Genomic DNA, 15,153 nt, shown 5'->3' with positions numbered 1-15,153 from the left:
GGACACCACCAATGCACAACTTATTCCACGTACTTCAGAGACAGGACACTAGGGGAGGACGCATGCCACGCGGACGAGAAAAAGATCGGCTGGTTCGACGAAAGCATCGGAAGAACGTCCAACGACTAAAAGCCAAAGCCAGGGCACGGCGAGCGGCCGCCGCGAAGAGCAAACGCCGGTAACCTCCCTCCGATCTCCCTCCAGTGCCTCTTGCCCTTCTGATTCGCGCAATGCCACAATTTCCTCATGGCTGCCTTCCCCATGTTCACGACGCTCGACCGTGAGTCGCACCCGATTTGCCTGCGTGCCCACACATTGCTTTGCCTGCACGGCTTTCAGGGACTCGGCTATAGCGCGGCCTTTGTCGAACAGATGACGGCGATTCATGACCGTTTGATGCATGAGCCGCGTCAGATGATCGAGGTCATCGATGCGCCGGATGCGATCTGCAGTGCATGTCCGCATCACCTGGTAACGGGCTGCTCTCTGAACGCTCCCGATTCCGAGACGGATATGCGGGCGCAGGACCGGGAGGTTCTGACGCGTCTCGGCATACGGGCAGGCGAACGGTTGCAGTGGGGCGAGGTGCAGCAGCGGATCGCGCGGGCCATCGAGCCGGACAGCCTCTCAGACATTTGCGGCGGCTGTCGGTGGCTGCCCTTGGGCTATTGCCGTACTGGCCTTGCACGCCTGCGCAGTCAGGAGGGACAGCGGTGAGCGACATCAAGGCTGTCTTCTTCGACGCCGCCGGCACGCTCTTTCACGTCGATGGCTCCGTCGCGGAAATCTATTTGCGGTACGCGGAGCCGTATGGGGTCACGCGTTCGCCGGAGATGCTCAATGCGATCGCGGTCGCGTTTCGACGTGCCTTTCACGATGCGCCGCCGCCGATCTTTGCCGCCACCGATCCGGCTGAGATCAAGCAGTGCGAACGCCTGTGGTGGTTCGACATCGTTCACAACGTCTTCTATCGCATCGGCATGTTCGAGGGATTCGACGACTACTTCGAGGAGATCTTTCAGGCCTTCGACGGTCCCGCGCTCTGGAAGCTGTATCCCGACACCTTGACCGTTCTCAATTCGTTGAAAGCGTCGGGACTGGAGCTGGGCATCATCTCGAATTTCGATTCGCGGCTATTCAATGTGCTCCGGGGCCTGGGGCTGATCGATCTCTTCGACACGGTCACCATCTCCAGCCTCGCGCATGCCGCGAAGCCGGCGCCGCGGATCTTTCAGACTGCCTTGGCGAAACATGCGCTCGATCCCGCCGACGGAATGCACGTCGGCGACAGCGTCCGCGATGACGTCGGCGGCGCCCGCGCCGCCGGACTGAAGGCGATCCTGCTCGACCGGGGAAGAGCGACGGAAGTCAGCACTGCCGATGCCGTGATCCAATCCCTTGAAGAGCTGCCAGAGTTAGTTACTCGTCTGTAGGACGATCCTGCCTTGCGCTGATGAAAACTGTGTGCTAGGGTCCCGCGCAGTTTCGTCGCGTGGGGGTCGCGGGACGAAACACGAATCGGGACGACCCCGTAACGGATGTTGTTTTGCTTCGGGAATTCGATCGGAAGTCCGACCCAAGTCGCCTCGCCCATTGCGTCTTCGGCCTGTTCATTCCCTTCTATCCGTTCTCGAACCCAAACAATATCGCTAAGTCGTAAGGAGCTATCATGGGTGCGAAGATCTACGTTGGGGGTTTGCCGTATTCTGCGACGGAACAGGAATTAAGTGAGCTATTTTCGGCACACGGAACAGTGCGCTCAGCACGCGTCATCACCGATAAGTTCACCGGCAAGTCCCGGGGGTTTGGCTTCGTCGAAATGAGCACGGATGAGGAAGCGCAACGGGCGATTGCGGCACTCAACTCCACGCAGATGGGCGGGCGCACCTTGACGGTCAATGAAGCTCGGCCGCAGGAAGTGCGAAGTGGGGGCGGCGGCGGCCGGCCCAGTCGCTTCTGAAGTGTTCCGTTGAGATCGCTTGTCGGTCGGTTCGGTCAGCTAGAAGCTAAGGGACAAACCAAGACAGAACCAGGGTGCCGGCTGCCTAGAGCGCCGGGACGATGTCTTTCGCCCGACCTTGTAACGAGACGTCCACGACGGCCGTTGAAGGCGTCGCGTCGATATTGATTTCGATCACGAAGGCGCCGGCCGCTCGCGCGGCCGGCGCAAACGACGCCGCCGGATAGACCACGCCCGACGTACCCACGATGACGAAGACCTCGCACTCGCTCGCCGCTTGGTAACTGCGTTCCACGTCTTCCTCAGCCAGACTCTCGCCGAACCAGACGATGTGCGGCCGCACGAGTGCCGCACACTGTGAACACGCGGGCGGGAGTGGGATCGGCACGGCCCGGTTCTCCTCGATGCGTCCACACGCCGTGCACCGAACCTTCCAAATGTTGCCGTGAATCTCCGAGAGCCGTGTCGAGCCGGCGGCCCGGTGCAGCCCGTCCACGTTCTGGGTGATCAACCAAAATCGCTCATAGCGTCGCTCCCAGTCGGCCAGCGCATGGTGAGCCGCGTTGGGCTGTTTGGTGGCGATGAGTTCGCGCCGCCAGTTGTACCATTCCCAGACGAGCCGCGGATCCCGGGCAAACGCCTCGGGTGTCGCCAGATCCTCCGCCCGGAAGTTCCGCCACAGCCCATCGGCGCCGCGGAACGTCGGGACGCCGCTGTCCGCGGAAATCCCGGCGCCGGTGAGCACCGTCACGGCGCGCGCCCTCGCGAGGCGGGCGCGCGCGAGATCGATCAGTGCCGTCTCCGACATGGCGCCATTATAGCGGCTGTCCTCGGCAGCGGCACTCTTGCTATACTCGCTCCGGAGGTCGTGATGAAACAGATCATGGTCGTCGGTGCCGGTGCGGTCGGCGGGTTTTTTGGCGCCCACCTCGCACAACACCATCCCCACGTCTCATTGGTCCTTCGTCCGCGCACGCTCGAGGCGGTGCGCAAGCACGGCCTCACGGTTCGCAGCGTGGCGGAGACGCTAACCGTCCGTCCACTCGCCGCCACCGATCCCCGGGACCTGCCGAAGCCGGATCTCATCATCCTGGCGGTGAAGGCCTACGATCTCGATAGCGTGCTGGCGCAGATCGAACCGGTGATGCAGCACGACACCGTTCTCTTGACCCTGCAGAACGGCGTCGATGTCGAGGACCGTCTCCTGACCAAGCTTCGGCGAGACTGTGTCGTTGGAGGCGTGGCGTACATTTATTCGAAGATCGCGGCGCCCGGGGTCATCGATCACTACAAACGCGGCGCGGTGGCGATCGGCGAGTTGTCCGGGGCGAACACCGCGCGGCTTCAGGCCATCGCCGACCTCTTTGCCCGGGCCAAGATTCCCTGTCAGGTCGTCGACGATATTCGGCGCACCAAGTGGGAGAAGATGTGCTGGAACTGCGCCTTCAACCCATTGACGGTGCTCATCGACGATCGCGTGGCGAAGGCCTTGGATCATCCGGAAATGCTGGGCACCATTCGCCGGATCGTCGAGGAAGTCGCTGCAGTCGGTCGCGCGGCCGGTGTGGCGGTGGCCCCCGATATCGCGGAGAAGGTGCTGCGGTGGACGCAAGAGATCCGGGACATTCATACATCGATGTACGACGATTGGAAGGCCGGCCGTCCCACTGAGATCGATTCCCTGAACGGGTATATCGTGCGGCGAGCGCGAGAAGTCGGAATGGCTACGCCGGTGAATGAAGCCGTGACCGGATTGATCAAAGTCATTACCGAGCGCGAACAGGCCGGCTCCGATGTCGTGCGGATCGACGGGGAGGTCATTCAACCGATTACGTTGAGCCGCGAGGCGCTCGGCCAGTTGCCCGAGGAGCACCAGGTGGCCGATGTGGCGACGGTGCAAGCCGGCATGACGGGTCGTGGGATTCGGCTCGCCGGGCTGCTCGACATTCCGGCCATCAACGTCGGGGTCGATCACGTCACCATCCATGCCGAGGACGGCCAATTCGCCGTGACGTTGACCTTGGAGCAGGCCAAGGCCCACGGCATCCTCATGTATGACCTCAACGGGGGGCCGCTGCCTCGTGAGCGGGGCGGTCCCTTCCGGCTCGTTACCCCCGGCCTCGGCGACCTGTGTGCGAATGTCAAAGGCGTGGGCCGGATCGAGCTGCGCCGTGGGGCGGGGAAAGACACCAGGCCTCACTGACTGAGGCCGCCCGGTTCGCTTGATCTCGCCTTAGTTTTTCTCGGTACGTAGGCATTTGTCTGATTGAGGTGCAGCGGGTCTTTTTTTACACTGGTCACAAGGCGTCGGCGTAGGGGTTTACCCCAGCGGGTGGTCTATGCCGATACGAAACCTCGCTGAGACAGTGAGAGTGATGGACGTCACCTGGTCGCAGACCACCGATCTCGAGGAAGAAAATCGACGTCTGACGGCGCAGATTCGATTTCTCGAAGGCCGGATTCAAAAAAGCGAGAAACGCCGCCGGGCGCTGATCCACATTCTCAGCGATCTCAAGGAGTCCAATCGGCGGTTAGGTGAGCAGCGCAAGGCGATGCTCAACCTGCTCGCCGATCATGAGGAAGACCGCAATCGTCTCGCCCGCCAGACCGTCCGTCTCGATAATTCCCGTCGCGCCTTGCTCCACATGCTGCAGGACCTGCATCACTCCAATGCGCGATTGGAGAAAAGCCGGAAGGCGATGATTCACATCATGGGCAACCTCCGGGATACGACCGAGGAGGTGCAGCGGCGCGAGCAGGAGTTGCGTGAAAAGCAGGAGCAACTGGTGCAGGCGGGGAAGCTCGCCACCCTTGGAGAGCTGACGGCCGGAATCGCGCACGAGCTCAACAATCCGCTCAACAATATCGGGCTCTTCATCGGCAACGTCATGGACCATCTGGAAGCCAACCAGGTGGATACCGACCGGATCCTGCGCGATTTGCGCTCCGCGATGCAGCAGGTCCGCAAAGCGACCTCGATCATTACTCATCTTCGGACGTTCGGGCGCGCGGCACCGGTGACCCGAGAGCCGCTGTTCATCAACGACATCATTCTCCAATCCGTCTCCTTGATTCAAGAACAACTGCGCCTGCACCAGATCGACACCGCGCTGCATTTGTCGCCGGCCAACCCCGTCGTACGCGGAAGCGCGATCCAGCTCGAGCAGGTCTTCATCAATCTCCTGACGAATGCCCGTGATGCGGTCTCGAAGTCCCCCGTGAAGTCCATTCGGATCGAATCGCTGGTCAAGGATCATGTCGTCGAAATCGCGGTTCTCGACAGCGGTCCAGGAATCCCCGCCGGGTTCGAGCAGCGGGTCTTTGATCCGTTCTTTAGCACCAAGGAGGTGGGCGCGGGCACCGGCCTTGGGCTCTCCATTATCTATGGCATCATCAAAGATCATCATGGAGCGATCTGGGTCGCCAGCCGGCCGAACGAAGGCGCGCGCTTCGTGGTGCAGCTGCCGCTCGAGCAGCACGAAATGCCGAAGCCCCGCCACGCCTAGTCTTGTCGACCACCGATGTGATGAAGTGCAGCGACGCCCGGTTCAGTGCCGGTCAACCGAGGAGTGAATGGCGACCCACGTCTTGATCGTTGACGATGATCCAGCGCTGCTCCACGCGCTGCCGGAGACCGTTCGCACGCGCATGCGCGACGTCTCGGTCGAGACGACGGACACCGCCAGGGAGGCGCTGAAACGGATCGCCGCCATCGATTACGACGCGATCATCACCGACATCAAGATGCCGGGCATGGACGGCCTGGCGCTGCTCGGGGAAATCCGCACGCTGCGCCCCGATACCCCCACGTTGCTCATCACCGGACACGGTGAACACGATCTGGCCATTCAGGCGCTGCGGGGCGGCGCCTATGATTTCATTCAGAAGCCGATCGACCGCGATTACTTCGTCGCCTCACTGACCCGGGCGGTCCAGGTCTACCAACTCAAGCGTCAAGTCGAGGAGCAAAAGCGGGCGCTCGCGCGTCACGCCGAGGACCTCGAACGGCAAGTACATGAGCGGACCAGGGAGTTGCTCGAAGCGAACGCGGCGAAGGATGCCGCGCTGATTCAGGCGAACGATGAGATCGCACAGCGCAGAAAAGCCGAGGAGGCTCTCCAACGGCTCAATGAGGAGCTGGAACGCCGCGTGGTTGAGCGGACGGAGGCCTTGCATCGAAGCCGTGAGGAGCTGCGTGGGTTGACCGCCCGGCTGCTTACCGTGCAAGAGGAGGAGCGCCGGCGCATCTCCTGTGAGCTGCACGATGACTTGAACCAGAAGCTGGCCGTGTTGGTGATGAACGTCGAGGCGGCCGAACGCCGCTTGACGCCCGACGTCGAGAAGAACCGCGAGGCGCTCCGGGCGATTCGGAATGAGCTGGCCGAGTTGTCGGATGATGTTCGGCGGCTGGCCTATCGGCTCCATCCGTCGATTCTCGATCATCTGGGTTTGGCGATCGCGCTCCAGTCGCACGTCGAGGAATTCGGGAAGCGCGAGGGAATCCCGGCAACGTTCACGCAACGGGATCTGCCCGAGACGCTGCCGCAGCCCGTCTCCACGTGTCTGTATCGTGTGACGCAGGAAGCGCTGCGCAATGTGGCGAAACATGCCAAGGCGACGCGCGTCGCGGTGCGGTTGGTCCGCTGGGGCGACGATCTGCGGCTTTCGATTTTCGATGCCGGCGTCGGGTTCAAGCGGCCCGAAGGACGGGAGCTTCAGGGGCTGGGGTTTGTGAGCATGCAGGAACGCGTACGCTTGGTCGGCGGTCGTTTCTCGGCCAGGTCCAAGCCGGGACGTGGCACGTATCTCTTCATCAAGGTTCCGTTACATGACGGTGACACATGAGCAAACCGCGGCTGCTCCTGGCCGACGACCATACGATGGTCCTGGAGGGGTTCCGGCGGCTCCTCGAACAGGACTTTGAACTGGTCGGGGCCGTCGAAGACGGGCAAGCGCTCGTCAAGGTCGCCCCGCAAGTCCAACCCGACCTCATCCTGCTCGATATCTCGATGCCTCATTTGAACGGCATTGAAGCCGCCCGACAGATTAGAAAGCTCCTCCCAAGCGTCAAACTGATCTTTCTGACGATGCACACCGATCCCACGTACGTGACGGAAGCGTTCAAGGCGGGTGCCTCCGGCTATTTGTTGAAGCGCTCGGCGACGTCCGAGCTCCGCTGTGCCATCCAGGAGGTGCTCGAAGGACGCTGCTACGTGACGCCGCTGATCACCAAAGACCTGATGCATTCCATCATGGAAATCATTCGGGTCACCGAAACCTCACCGTCCTAAGGCTCAGCCTAATCTTAAGATCATCTCTCTCGCAGCCGGAGCCGTTGTCCCCGCTCCGGCTGCTCTTAGGACAGAAAGGACTTTGAGCTAGGTTCTTGTCTCTCTGGGAGCCGGGGTCTAGCGGGCTCATCCGGAGTTCGGATCCGCTGGACATTCGGCCTCGTCTTGTGTAGCCTCCCCGGCGATGATTGCGCCATCGGAGTCCTCCGCCGCTCCTCCTGCATCCGGTCTTCGCCTCTCGAAATCGAAATTTCTCTCCGGCCTCCAATGTCACAGGCGCTTGTATCTGGAGATTCACGCGCCCGAACTCGCGACTCCACCGGACGCGGCGACGCAGGCCATCCTCGATATGGGAACGGAGGTGGGTGAGCTCGCGCGCCGGCGTTTCGCCGGAGGCGTCCTGGTCGAGGCCGGCTATCGACACGCGGCGGAAGCGCTCCTCCAGACGCACGCGCTCATGGCCGATCCCTCCGTTCCGGCCATCTTTGAAGCCGCCTTCGTCTTCGAACAGGTGCTGGTGCGGGTCGATATCCTGGAACGCGTGTCTCTGCCCGAGGGCGGCGAGGCGTGGCGCATCGTGGAGGTGAAGTCCTCGACCCGCGTCAAGGACGTCCATGTCGAGGACTTGGCGGTACAGACGTACGTCCTCACGGGAACCGGGACGCCGGTGGCGGCCGCGTGCCTCATGCACATCAATACACAGTATGTCTATGACGGCGGCACGATGGATCTGGATCGCTTGTTCGTGGTGCAGGATCTCACACAGGCGGTGCTCTCGAAGCAAGAGAGCGTCGTCACGCGATTGTGCGAATTCAGAAAGATGTTGCTCGCGCCCGAACCGCCGAGGATCGAGGCCGGCGTCCACTGCCATGCGCCCTACGAGTGCCCATTCTGGCAGTACTGCACCAAGGACAAACCGGCACGGTGGATCTTTCATCTGCCCGGCGGAGATTACATTTTTCAATCACTGGCCAAGCTGGGGATCGAAACGATCGACGAGATTCCCAGCGGCTTCTCCTTGTCGATTGCGCAGCGCCGGATGAAAGAGAACGTCGAATGGATCAGTTCCAAGCTCAAGGCGATGCTCGAGACCGTCCGCTATCCCGTGCATCATCTCGATTTCGAAACGTTCATGCCCGCCATTCCGAAGTTCGCCAAGACGCGCCCCTATCAAACCATTCCGATGCAGTGGTCCAATCACGTCGAGACCAACGACGGCCAGGTTCGGCACCATGAGTATCTGTGTCTCGATCCGCGCGATCCACGCGAGGAATTGATTGTCGAGTTGCTCAGCGCATTGGACGGGGAGGGCAGCATCTGTGTCTACTCGGGCTATGAACGTGCGATGCTCGAGCGGTTGGCCGAGGCCTATCAGCAGTACCGGGCGGACCTGCTGCGCCTGATCGAACGATTATGGGACCTCTTTCCGATCATCCGCGATCACTACTACCATCCGGCGTTCGGCGGGTCCTACTCGATCAAGGCGGTGCTGCCCGCGGTCGTGCCATCGCTGGGCTACAGCGACCTGGAGATTCAGGACGGAGGGATGGCGGCGCGGGTCTATTACCAGATGGTCTTTCTGGAGACGGATTTAATCGAACGAGTGCGCCTCAGTGAAGCGCTACGGGATTATTGCGCGCGAGACACCTTGGCCATGCTGGAGCTGCGACGTGCGTTGTATCGACGATGCGTGGAATGGCGGTAAAGTGCGGACGGCGCGTGTACAATAAGGAGTGGGACTAAAGGGAACTCTACCGCTCGACCGCGATATCGCTTCCTCGATCCGGCATCATTAACCCAGCCATCACAGCTTCATGGGACAGCGTTTTGATCGTCAACGGATACTCACCCTCGGTGACCGGCACTGTTCGTGCGCCAGCTCCACTCCACAGCACGGCTCCGCTTTCCACCTCGATGGCCTTCACCCGCACACTGGGTGATGCCAGTCCGCCGTCGACGTCCACGAGGACCACAAGCTCCGCACCGGATTCAAACCCCGTGTGAACGAGCCGGATCTCCCACCCCGATTGTTGATCTCTCACATTAAAATTGTCCAGGAGCTGCGCCATCCGATCGCGCTCCACCATCGTAAACCCGAAGGCGGTGAGATCCTGTGTCACTTGGGCAACGGCGCCCGGGTCCTGTCCTAGGACGAGCGTGCGTGCGTCGATCAGTGCGACGTCATCGGCGGCAACCGGTGTCGCGGGGAATGGTGCTACGGGATGGTCAACACAGGCGCCGAGCGACAGGAGCAGTGACAACAAGAACAGCGATGCCACGGAGTGGGCACAAGGGCGACAATGCGGGCGTGTCCACGGGCGGAGTCGAAAGAGCATGGTGCATCTCTACAGGGGCACGACGTGATCGCGCAACTAGACTTTGGTCTTAGCAGGATGTTGAAAAAGGCCGCCAGCTTCCACTGGGCGCTCACCATCTCGCGCCCGTGCGCAAACGTGAGGCGAGTTATTCCTCGCCTCGCGTCGCTCGGAGGCTCAACGTACAAGTCAGAGTACGCCTCGCCTCCTCGCTCTCTGCGGCCTTGCTGGACGGCCTTTTTGAACATCCTGCGGCGTTGTCTCATTGACCTCGGCGACGAACCCGCGCTGATTCGCTTCGCGCCTCCTTGGCTTTCTTTCGTGCTTCCGCCTCGGTCTTGGCGACTTTCCCTCGTGCGGTCGGGGCAGCAGGTTTGTCCGTCGACCGCGGGCGCGTGGTCGGACCGCGAGCGGCCTGTGGATCCGAAGGGCCTTTCTGCGCTTTGCGCACCCAATGATCGCCTTCCTTTTTGTAGGAATGCTTCAGTGACGCATACGCCACGCGGTGAGCGCGCGCCCCTTCTCCATAGGTCTTCACTGCGCTGTCGTGCGTTTTCTTCCAAATGTGCTGCGCATGCGTGTCCGAACGCTTGATGGTTTTCGGGACCTCCGTCTTATCGGTCGGCTTTCGTCGTCGCGGCATTGCATCCTCCTACTCTGAAGTCCCATGTCTTAAGAGCTTTCACGCCAAGGCGCACTCACGTGCTGGTTGCATTCTAGTGGCGCATACATTGTGCACGTATCAGAAAAGGAGAAGGCTGCTGTCGGGCGGCGTGAGCGACTGCTCAGCACGGGGAGGTTGGCTTGATTCGCGGTTGCCAAGTCGCCAAACGAGGAATCAGACGGAGACAAGAATCGGTCATTTTCAAATTGCACAGAAAGGAGAAGGCCAATGGCGAACAGCGCCAGCACCATCAGGCGTCGGAAATCCACCGGGCACAATCGGGTGGCAACAGGCGCGCCCCACAGCCACATCGAAACACCGGGAGCCGTCATGTGGGAGAAGGAGCAGCGCAGTTGAAAAGATAGCGGCGGTAAGGCAACCTCAGCGTGCGGAGGTCTAGATGAACACGGCCGTCGGGAGAAGTGTGCGAACGGTCACAGCTTCCCCCGACGGTGACGCGTTCTGTCGTTAGAACGAGTTTCCCGATCGTTCGTCTTGGATGCTGATTTGCCGCATCATGTCATCAGTCAGGGATGTCCCGTTGTTGGCGAAATGGTCCGGGGCGCTCATCGGTCTCTCTTCCAGGATACCGAGCAACGTCACGACCTCATGGTTGACCTTGGCTTGATCTCCGTCCCCGATCGCAGCGCGAAGTCGGTCGAGCTGCGCGTGATACGTGGCGACATTGCTCTGCGCCACGACTACACGATCGGTTCCTTTCTGATCTTGCGCATTCGCAAGTGCCGAGACTCCGGGGATCAAGGCAACTCCCAAACCGAGTACGAATACCATTGTGTGCGCGTTCATAGCACCCTCCCTAAATGTGAAGGAAGAACGGTTTCTTGATCCATGACGCTGGCGGTGTAAAGGTTCCATGAGGCTCGTGATACTCAACCTCCATGCCACTCGACAGAACGGCGCACAGGCAACGTACCGAGGCAGAAATTCATCCTGATGGGGAATGACGTTTCACCCGTCTGGGTGAGTTGTGACTTTCGTTTGAGTACGGAGAGCCGAATAAGCGAACGTGTCTGTGTATCGCGGTCGATACGGCCTGTATCTTTCAGTGCGATGGCTGCGAGAGCGAGGAGCACTGCGGAAAATGTGTAGGCTGGAAGCTGCGGTTGCAAAGGCAGATGAACAACGGCCGATCTTGCTCGCTGTCCTTTTTGGTTCCTCTACCCGGCCCGGCGAACACAGCGCTTGATGGTCACGACGATACCGCAGAACGTCCGGGAGCTCATTTAATCAACAGGCGCAGATTATGTCGGCACCGAACGCCGTTTGACGCTGATCTTGAACAGCTCGAGCCGAACGCGTTCGTAGCACTCGCACGCAATCCCTTCAAGGCCGGGCCGGTTGACGATCGAAATGTCTTCTCCTCGCACGGCAATGACCCGGCGGTCGCGCAATTGACGAATCAAGCCACGAACCGTCGGCAGCGTCACGTTAAGCATGGCGGCAATTTTGCCTTCCCCCAGCGGGAAGGTCGTTCTGTCGGAGCGGTCCTGTTTGGTGAGGAGCCAGCGAGCGAAGCGCTGAGGAATACCGTGGATCTTATTGCATGCCGCCGACTGAAACACCTCAAACAAGAAGGCATGGGCGTACTGATGAATGACATGCCGAAGACCCGGTTGATGGCGCACCAAATGCAAAAACGTGTCGCCCTCGATTTTGAATGCATGTCCGGGAACTTGGCACATCACACGCGCAATGGCTTCATCATCGTCATAGAAGAGTCGAAGGCCCACCATCCCGTCATTTCCGACCGCGGCAACCTCCACGGTCTGTCCATCGCGCGTGACGTTCATCACTGACAGAACGGCGGTGCTCGGGAAGTACGCTTCTCGAATGATGTCACCGGGATTAAAGAGGATGTGCCCGTCTGCGATCTCGACATCCACGAGATGAGGAGCGATCAGCTTCGTTTCACCGGACGGCAGCGAGCTCAAGAGCTCGTTTTTGTGGCTGGACAATTCCACCATGACTGCATCTTGGAGTGAGAAAACAGCAAAGGTAGTCGGGGACGGGACAGATCATCGTAAACATCCACCATACACGATACCACTGATCCTTGGTCGGTGTCCCGCGATCGGGACTCACCTGAAGTCGGTACCGTCAATCCTCGGTCGCGGTGGCACACCATGCTTGCAGCTTGCCCGGCTGCTCGATGAAATTTCGGCCGAGACCGTGGTGACGGTCCGACGGTCGAACGTCCGCGCTACACCAAAAGACGTAATCAGGCGTCTCATGCAACCTTTCAACAGCGACTCCTGGGGCGAGGTGTTCTTACAGCGTATGCTGAAAGGACTTAGGGCACGTGAACAACAGGATGGGAGGCACTATGAGACGCCTACACATTCTCTTTCTCTTAGGACTCACTGCCGTTCCGATGAGCGCGTTCGCCGCGGAGACGGGACGCGAGCACGTCTTGTTGCAGGGCGACCGGCAGGTCCTCGGCACAGTAGAGGACATCAAGAGTGATCAGATACAGGTGAATACGGGAGAAGTCCATCCACGTTTCGTTCCTGTCAAGCCAGGTAAGGAGAAGGGGGCTCCAACACCGAAGAAGGGCGATCACATGATCATTACTTTGAATGATCAGAACCTCATCGTCGATTACCATTTGTTGGACGAGTCGGGGCGGCCGGCTCGGGACGTTCATCACCGGATCGTGAAAGGCCAACTCGCGCAACCACTGACGATCGGACACGACCAGGCGGTCATCCGAAGTGAGGTCGGCAAGGAGGAGGAATACGAAGTGCGATCGCAGGCACGAAGCAAGGTGGCCTCTGTGCCGATTGGTACCCCCGCCGTGTTCCTCATTGACGAGACGAATAAGATTGTCGATGTGACATTGGCGCGACAAGATGCGGTGAAGGCCGCAGGCGAGTCGGCCAAGAAATCACCGATCAAGGGCGCTCAGCGTCGCGTCGAAGGGACGATCGCCGGATCTCCCATGAAGGACCAGGTGATTATTCGGACGACCGAAGGGCGAGAAGACGCATACGAGGTGCGACCTTTGATGATCGATAAGTTTGCGGCTCTGTCGAAAGGGGAACCGGTCGTGTTGTTAATCGATGACGAGAATAAAGTGATTGACGTGGCCACACAGGCAGAAGGAAGGATACGCTGAGTAAGGCTCTCGCTCATACCATGGCATACCAAGACATGGGGGTGACTCATGGGACGGCGAGCCGTGACGGAACGTGAGGTCGTCGCTCACCTTGAAAAGCACCCGTTCACTGATGCCTTCCTCGAACAGACGGTGCTGGCCTGGCAACATGGCCGACGACTCACGGCGCTTGGTCGCTTGATCCTGAAGGACCGTCTGAGCGCCGCGAATCATCGAACCGAGAAAGGCGTCCTCGCCTAGCAGCCGGAACTGGTCAAGCTGGCAGGAGGGATCTCAACGACCCTCCAAGGGATGCGTAGACCAGTTTGCAGGACAGACGGCGGAAGGCTCTTCCGAAGAGCCTTCCGCACTACTCGGGACCTCTTCCTCTTTCTTCAGTGTCAATTGGTCGTTGTTCTATCTGCTTATCCCTACAGAACTGGCGCCACGACAAGAAGGTTTCCAGCTCTACTAAGTAGGGGTATTCCACAACACGGTTTCTAAAACGCCAGGGTCGCGTGCCTTTTTGCCATTCGCTCGAGGGGCATCGATAAGGAATGACTGACAAGACGAGATGACACCGTGTGAATGCATCAGCAAGAGTCGGTGTGTTTCCGCACCCTTCGTAGCTGTACAGAAATTGCCTGTGGGAGCTCATAAGGTTACCGACCGAAAGGAGCACCCCATGGTCCGCCAAGCTCTTCTGTTCGTCACAGCACTCGGTCTCATTCTTGATGCAGCGCCTTCCACTGCTGTTCCGATCGTCGAACAAGGAAGCGGCGCAAATCCGGCCGCTATCCAAGGAGCGGTGGATGCCTTTCGCGCAGACCTCGGTGGCGCGAATAATGGTGTCGGTGGCTCATTTTCCTCCGGACGCCGCGAAATCAACTGGGACGGCACGCCGGATAATTTTTCGTCCCCGAACAACCTTCCCGGGAACTTCTTTAACGCCAACTCGCCCCGAGGTGTCCTCTTCTCCACGCCGGGGACGGGTTTTCAAGTCAGCGCGGGGACGACCAATCCCACGAGCACACCTGTCCGATTTGGCAACATTGATCCTGGCTATCCGAATCTCTTTCAAACGTTCAGTGCGCCGAAACTGTTCACCCCGCTGGGGAGTACGATTACCGACGTCGACTTCTTTCTGCCTGGCACGTCCACTTCGGCTACGACGAAAGGGTTCGGGGCGGTCTTTACGAACGTGTCCGCAAATGCGAGCCTCCAGTTCTTTAATGGCTCGACGTCGTTGGGAACGTTCACAGTGCCGAGTGCTGCGAGTGGGCTCTCGTTCCTCGGGGTCTCGTTCACCTCGGAGAGCGTTTCCCGTGTCCGAATCACGAGTGGGACTAATGCCCTCGCCGCCGGGCAACTGAGCGGCGTGGTCGTGATGGACGACTTTATTTATGGCGAGCCGAAAGCGCTCGTGCCGGAACCGTCAACGGGCCTTCTCCTGGCCGGTGGATTGGCGACGTGGGTGGGAGCGCGACGACTTCGGCAATTGTGGAGGGGTGGGAGCGGTACTCCCCGACCTTATCGATAGCAACAGGACGCGGTGTGACCGCATGGTGTTGGCCGACTCGACGATCGAGGTTGCCGCGCGTCAAATCTGACCGGCACTGAAAGACGCGCCTACGTCCCCGGATGTGGTACGGATGTCTCCTGCGGAGGGCGGCCCCGCTCGCAGGGTCCCAGGAAGGAGGCATATCCCGCTCGAAGCCCTTCACTGAAGGTTCAGAACTGAGAGGGAGAAGCTCTCTAGTGTCCTGTCTCTGAAGTACGTGGAATAAGTTGTGCATTGGTGGTGTCCT

The 15,153-nt window shown here is 60.0% G+C and carries 17 protein-coding genes; 12 read left to right on the top strand and 5 right to left on the bottom strand.

Annotated elements, in window-relative coordinates; all coding sequences use genetic code 11:
• Positions 1-246: 246 nt before the first annotated feature.
• The 3 genes from AC1U7K_RS12120 to AC1U7K_RS12110 all read left to right on the top strand — a co-directional run bounded on the left by AC1U7K_RS12120 (position 247) and on the right by AC1U7K_RS12110 (position 1,960).
• The gene (locus AC1U7K_RS12120) at positions 247-717 is read left to right on the top strand and encodes a DUF1284 domain-containing protein (protein ID WP_480251601.1); all 471 of its coding nucleotides are present in this window, start codon (positions 247-249) and stop codon (positions 715-717) included.
• Positions 714-1,433, top strand: a complete 720-nt coding sequence (locus AC1U7K_RS12115; RefSeq protein ID WP_480251600.1) for an HAD-IA family hydrolase — start codon at positions 714-716, stop codon at positions 1,431-1,433. The genes AC1U7K_RS12120 and AC1U7K_RS12115 overlap by 4 nt, the downstream gene beginning before the upstream one ends.
• Positions 1,434-1,669: 236 nt before the next feature.
• Entirely contained in the window at positions 1,670-1,960 is a 291-nt protein-coding gene (locus tag AC1U7K_RS12110; protein ID WP_480251599.1) for an RNA recognition motif domain-containing protein, read from the top strand.
• Positions 1,961-2,045: 85 nt separating this feature from the next.
• On the opposite strand, the gene AC1U7K_RS12105 is transcribed toward AC1U7K_RS12110, so the two are convergent.
• On the bottom strand, positions 2,046-2,888 hold the full coding sequence (locus AC1U7K_RS12105) for an SIR2 family NAD-dependent protein deacylase (RefSeq protein WP_480251598.1): 843 nt from the start codon (positions 2,886-2,888) through the stop codon (positions 2,046-2,048).
• Here AC1U7K_RS12105 and AC1U7K_RS12100 point away from each other — a divergent pair.
• The 5 genes from AC1U7K_RS12100 (at position 2,832) to AC1U7K_RS12080 (ending at position 8,956) form a co-directional block, all read left to right on the top strand.
• Positions 2,832-4,163: a 2-dehydropantoate 2-reductase gene (locus AC1U7K_RS12100; RefSeq protein ID WP_480251597.1), complete on the top strand. Its 1,332-nt coding sequence runs from the start codon at positions 2,832-2,834 to the stop codon at positions 4,161-4,163. The two genes, AC1U7K_RS12105 and AC1U7K_RS12100, sit on opposite strands and share 57 nt — an antisense overlap.
• Before the next feature lie 172 nt (positions 4,164-4,335).
• A complete protein-coding gene (locus AC1U7K_RS12095; RefSeq protein ID WP_480251595.1) occupies positions 4,336-5,466 on the top strand; it encodes a sensor histidine kinase in 1,131 nt (376 codons plus the stop codon).
• Between the two features lie 67 nt (positions 5,467-5,533).
• Positions 5,534-6,805, top strand: a complete 1,272-nt coding sequence (locus AC1U7K_RS12090; RefSeq protein ID WP_480251593.1) for an ATP-binding response regulator — start codon at positions 5,534-5,536, stop codon at positions 6,803-6,805.
• A complete protein-coding gene (locus AC1U7K_RS12085) occupies positions 6,802-7,251 on the top strand; it encodes a response regulator (RefSeq protein ID WP_480251591.1) in 450 nt (149 codons plus the stop codon). Before AC1U7K_RS12090 ends, AC1U7K_RS12085 begins: the two co-directional genes overlap by 4 nt.
• 280 nt (positions 7,252-7,531) lie before the next feature.
• Positions 7,532-8,956, top strand: a complete 1,425-nt coding sequence (locus tag AC1U7K_RS12080) for a DUF2779 domain-containing protein (RefSeq protein ID WP_480251590.1) — start codon at positions 7,532-7,534, stop codon at positions 8,954-8,956.
• 46 nt (positions 8,957-9,002) lie between these two features.
• On the opposite strand, the gene AC1U7K_RS12075 is transcribed toward AC1U7K_RS12080, so the two are convergent.
• Entirely contained in the window at positions 9,003-9,530 is a 528-nt protein-coding gene (locus AC1U7K_RS12075) for a hypothetical protein (protein WP_480251588.1), read from the bottom strand.
• A gap of 298 nt (positions 9,531-9,828) precedes the next feature.
• Positions 9,829-10,209 carry a ChaB family protein gene (locus AC1U7K_RS12070; RefSeq protein WP_480251587.1) on the bottom strand — a complete coding sequence of 127 codons (381 nt, stop codon included), beginning with the start codon at positions 10,207-10,209 and terminating at the stop codon, positions 9,829-9,831.
• Between the two features lie 249 nt (positions 10,210-10,458).
• On the opposite strand from AC1U7K_RS12070, the gene AC1U7K_RS12065 reads away from it, so the two are divergent.
• Complete coding sequence (locus tag AC1U7K_RS12065; RefSeq protein WP_480251586.1) at positions 10,459-10,587, top strand: hypothetical protein; 129 nt, start codon at positions 10,459-10,461, stop codon at positions 10,585-10,587.
• Positions 10,588-10,698: 111 nt separating this feature from the next.
• On the opposite strand, the gene AC1U7K_RS12060 is transcribed toward AC1U7K_RS12065, so the two are convergent.
• Positions 10,699-11,037, bottom strand: coding sequence for a hypothetical protein (locus AC1U7K_RS12060; protein ID WP_480251585.1), 339 nt, complete (start codon positions 11,035-11,037; stop codon positions 10,699-10,701).
• A gap of 455 nt (positions 11,038-11,492) precedes the next feature.
• A complete protein-coding gene (locus tag AC1U7K_RS12055) occupies positions 11,493-12,215 on the bottom strand; it encodes a Crp/Fnr family transcriptional regulator (RefSeq protein WP_480251584.1) in 723 nt (240 codons plus the stop codon).
• 359 nt (positions 12,216-12,574) lie between these two features.
• Between AC1U7K_RS12055 and AC1U7K_RS12050 the strand changes: the two genes are divergently transcribed.
• From AC1U7K_RS12050 to AC1U7K_RS12040, 3 genes are all read left to right on the top strand, one after another.
• Positions 12,575-13,366 carry a hypothetical protein gene (locus AC1U7K_RS12050; RefSeq protein ID WP_480251583.1) on the top strand — a complete coding sequence of 264 codons (792 nt, stop codon included), beginning with the start codon at positions 12,575-12,577 and terminating at the stop codon, positions 13,364-13,366.
• 48 nt (positions 13,367-13,414) lie between these two features.
• Positions 13,415-13,606, top strand: coding sequence for a hypothetical protein (locus AC1U7K_RS12045; RefSeq protein ID WP_480251582.1), 192 nt, complete (start codon positions 13,415-13,417; stop codon positions 13,604-13,606).
• 424 nt (positions 13,607-14,030) lie between these two features.
• A complete protein-coding gene (locus AC1U7K_RS12040) occupies positions 14,031-14,885 on the top strand; it encodes a PEP-CTERM sorting domain-containing protein (RefSeq protein WP_480251581.1) in 855 nt (284 codons plus the stop codon).
• Positions 14,886-15,153 lie beyond the last annotated feature (268 nt).

The organism is Nitrospira sp. Vd2 (genome assembly GCF_979581665.1).
Note: the sequence above shows the minus strand (reverse complement) of the source record. Positions and strands in the feature narration are given on the sequence as shown.

Bases quoted from the DNA above. Each gene is read 5' to 3' on its own strand.
- AC1U7K_RS12120 (WP_480251601.1), top strand. From the start codon at position 247: ATGGCTGCCTTCCCCATGTTCACGACGCTCGACCGTGAGTCGCACCCG.
- AC1U7K_RS12110 (WP_480251599.1), top strand. From the start codon at position 1,670: ATGGGTGCGAAGATCTACGTTGGGGGTTTGCCGTATTCTGCGACGGAA.
- AC1U7K_RS12100 (WP_480251597.1), top strand. From the start codon at position 2,832: ATGAAACAGATCATGGTCGTCGGTGCCGGTGCGGTCGGCGGGTTTTTT.
- AC1U7K_RS12095 (WP_480251595.1), top strand. From the start codon at position 4,336: ATGGACGTCACCTGGTCGCAGACCACCGATCTCGAGGAAGAAAATCGA.
- AC1U7K_RS12090 (WP_480251593.1), top strand. From the start codon at position 5,534: ATGGCGACCCACGTCTTGATCGTTGACGATGATCCAGCGCTGCTCCAC.
- AC1U7K_RS12085 (WP_480251591.1), top strand. From the start codon at position 6,802: ATGAGCAAACCGCGGCTGCTCCTGGCCGACGACCATACGATGGTCCTG.
- AC1U7K_RS12070 (WP_480251587.1), bottom strand. From the start codon at position 10,209: ATGCCGCGACGACGAAAGCCGACCGATAAGACGGAGGTCCCGAAAACC.
- AC1U7K_RS12065 (WP_480251586.1), top strand. From the start codon at position 10,459: ATGGCGAACAGCGCCAGCACCATCAGGCGTCGGAAATCCACCGGGCAC.
- AC1U7K_RS12060 (WP_480251585.1), bottom strand. From the start codon at position 11,037: ATGAACGCGCACACAATGGTATTCGTACTCGGTTTGGGAGTTGCCTTG.
- AC1U7K_RS12055 (WP_480251584.1), bottom strand. From the start codon at position 12,215: ATGGTGGAATTGTCCAGCCACAAAAACGAGCTCTTGAGCTCGCTGCCG.
- AC1U7K_RS12050 (WP_480251583.1), top strand. From the start codon at position 12,575: ATGAGACGCCTACACATTCTCTTTCTCTTAGGACTCACTGCCGTTCCG.
- AC1U7K_RS12045 (WP_480251582.1), top strand. From the start codon at position 13,415: ATGGGACGGCGAGCCGTGACGGAACGTGAGGTCGTCGCTCACCTTGAA.
- AC1U7K_RS12040 (WP_480251581.1), top strand. From the start codon at position 14,031: ATGGTCCGCCAAGCTCTTCTGTTCGTCACAGCACTCGGTCTCATTCTT.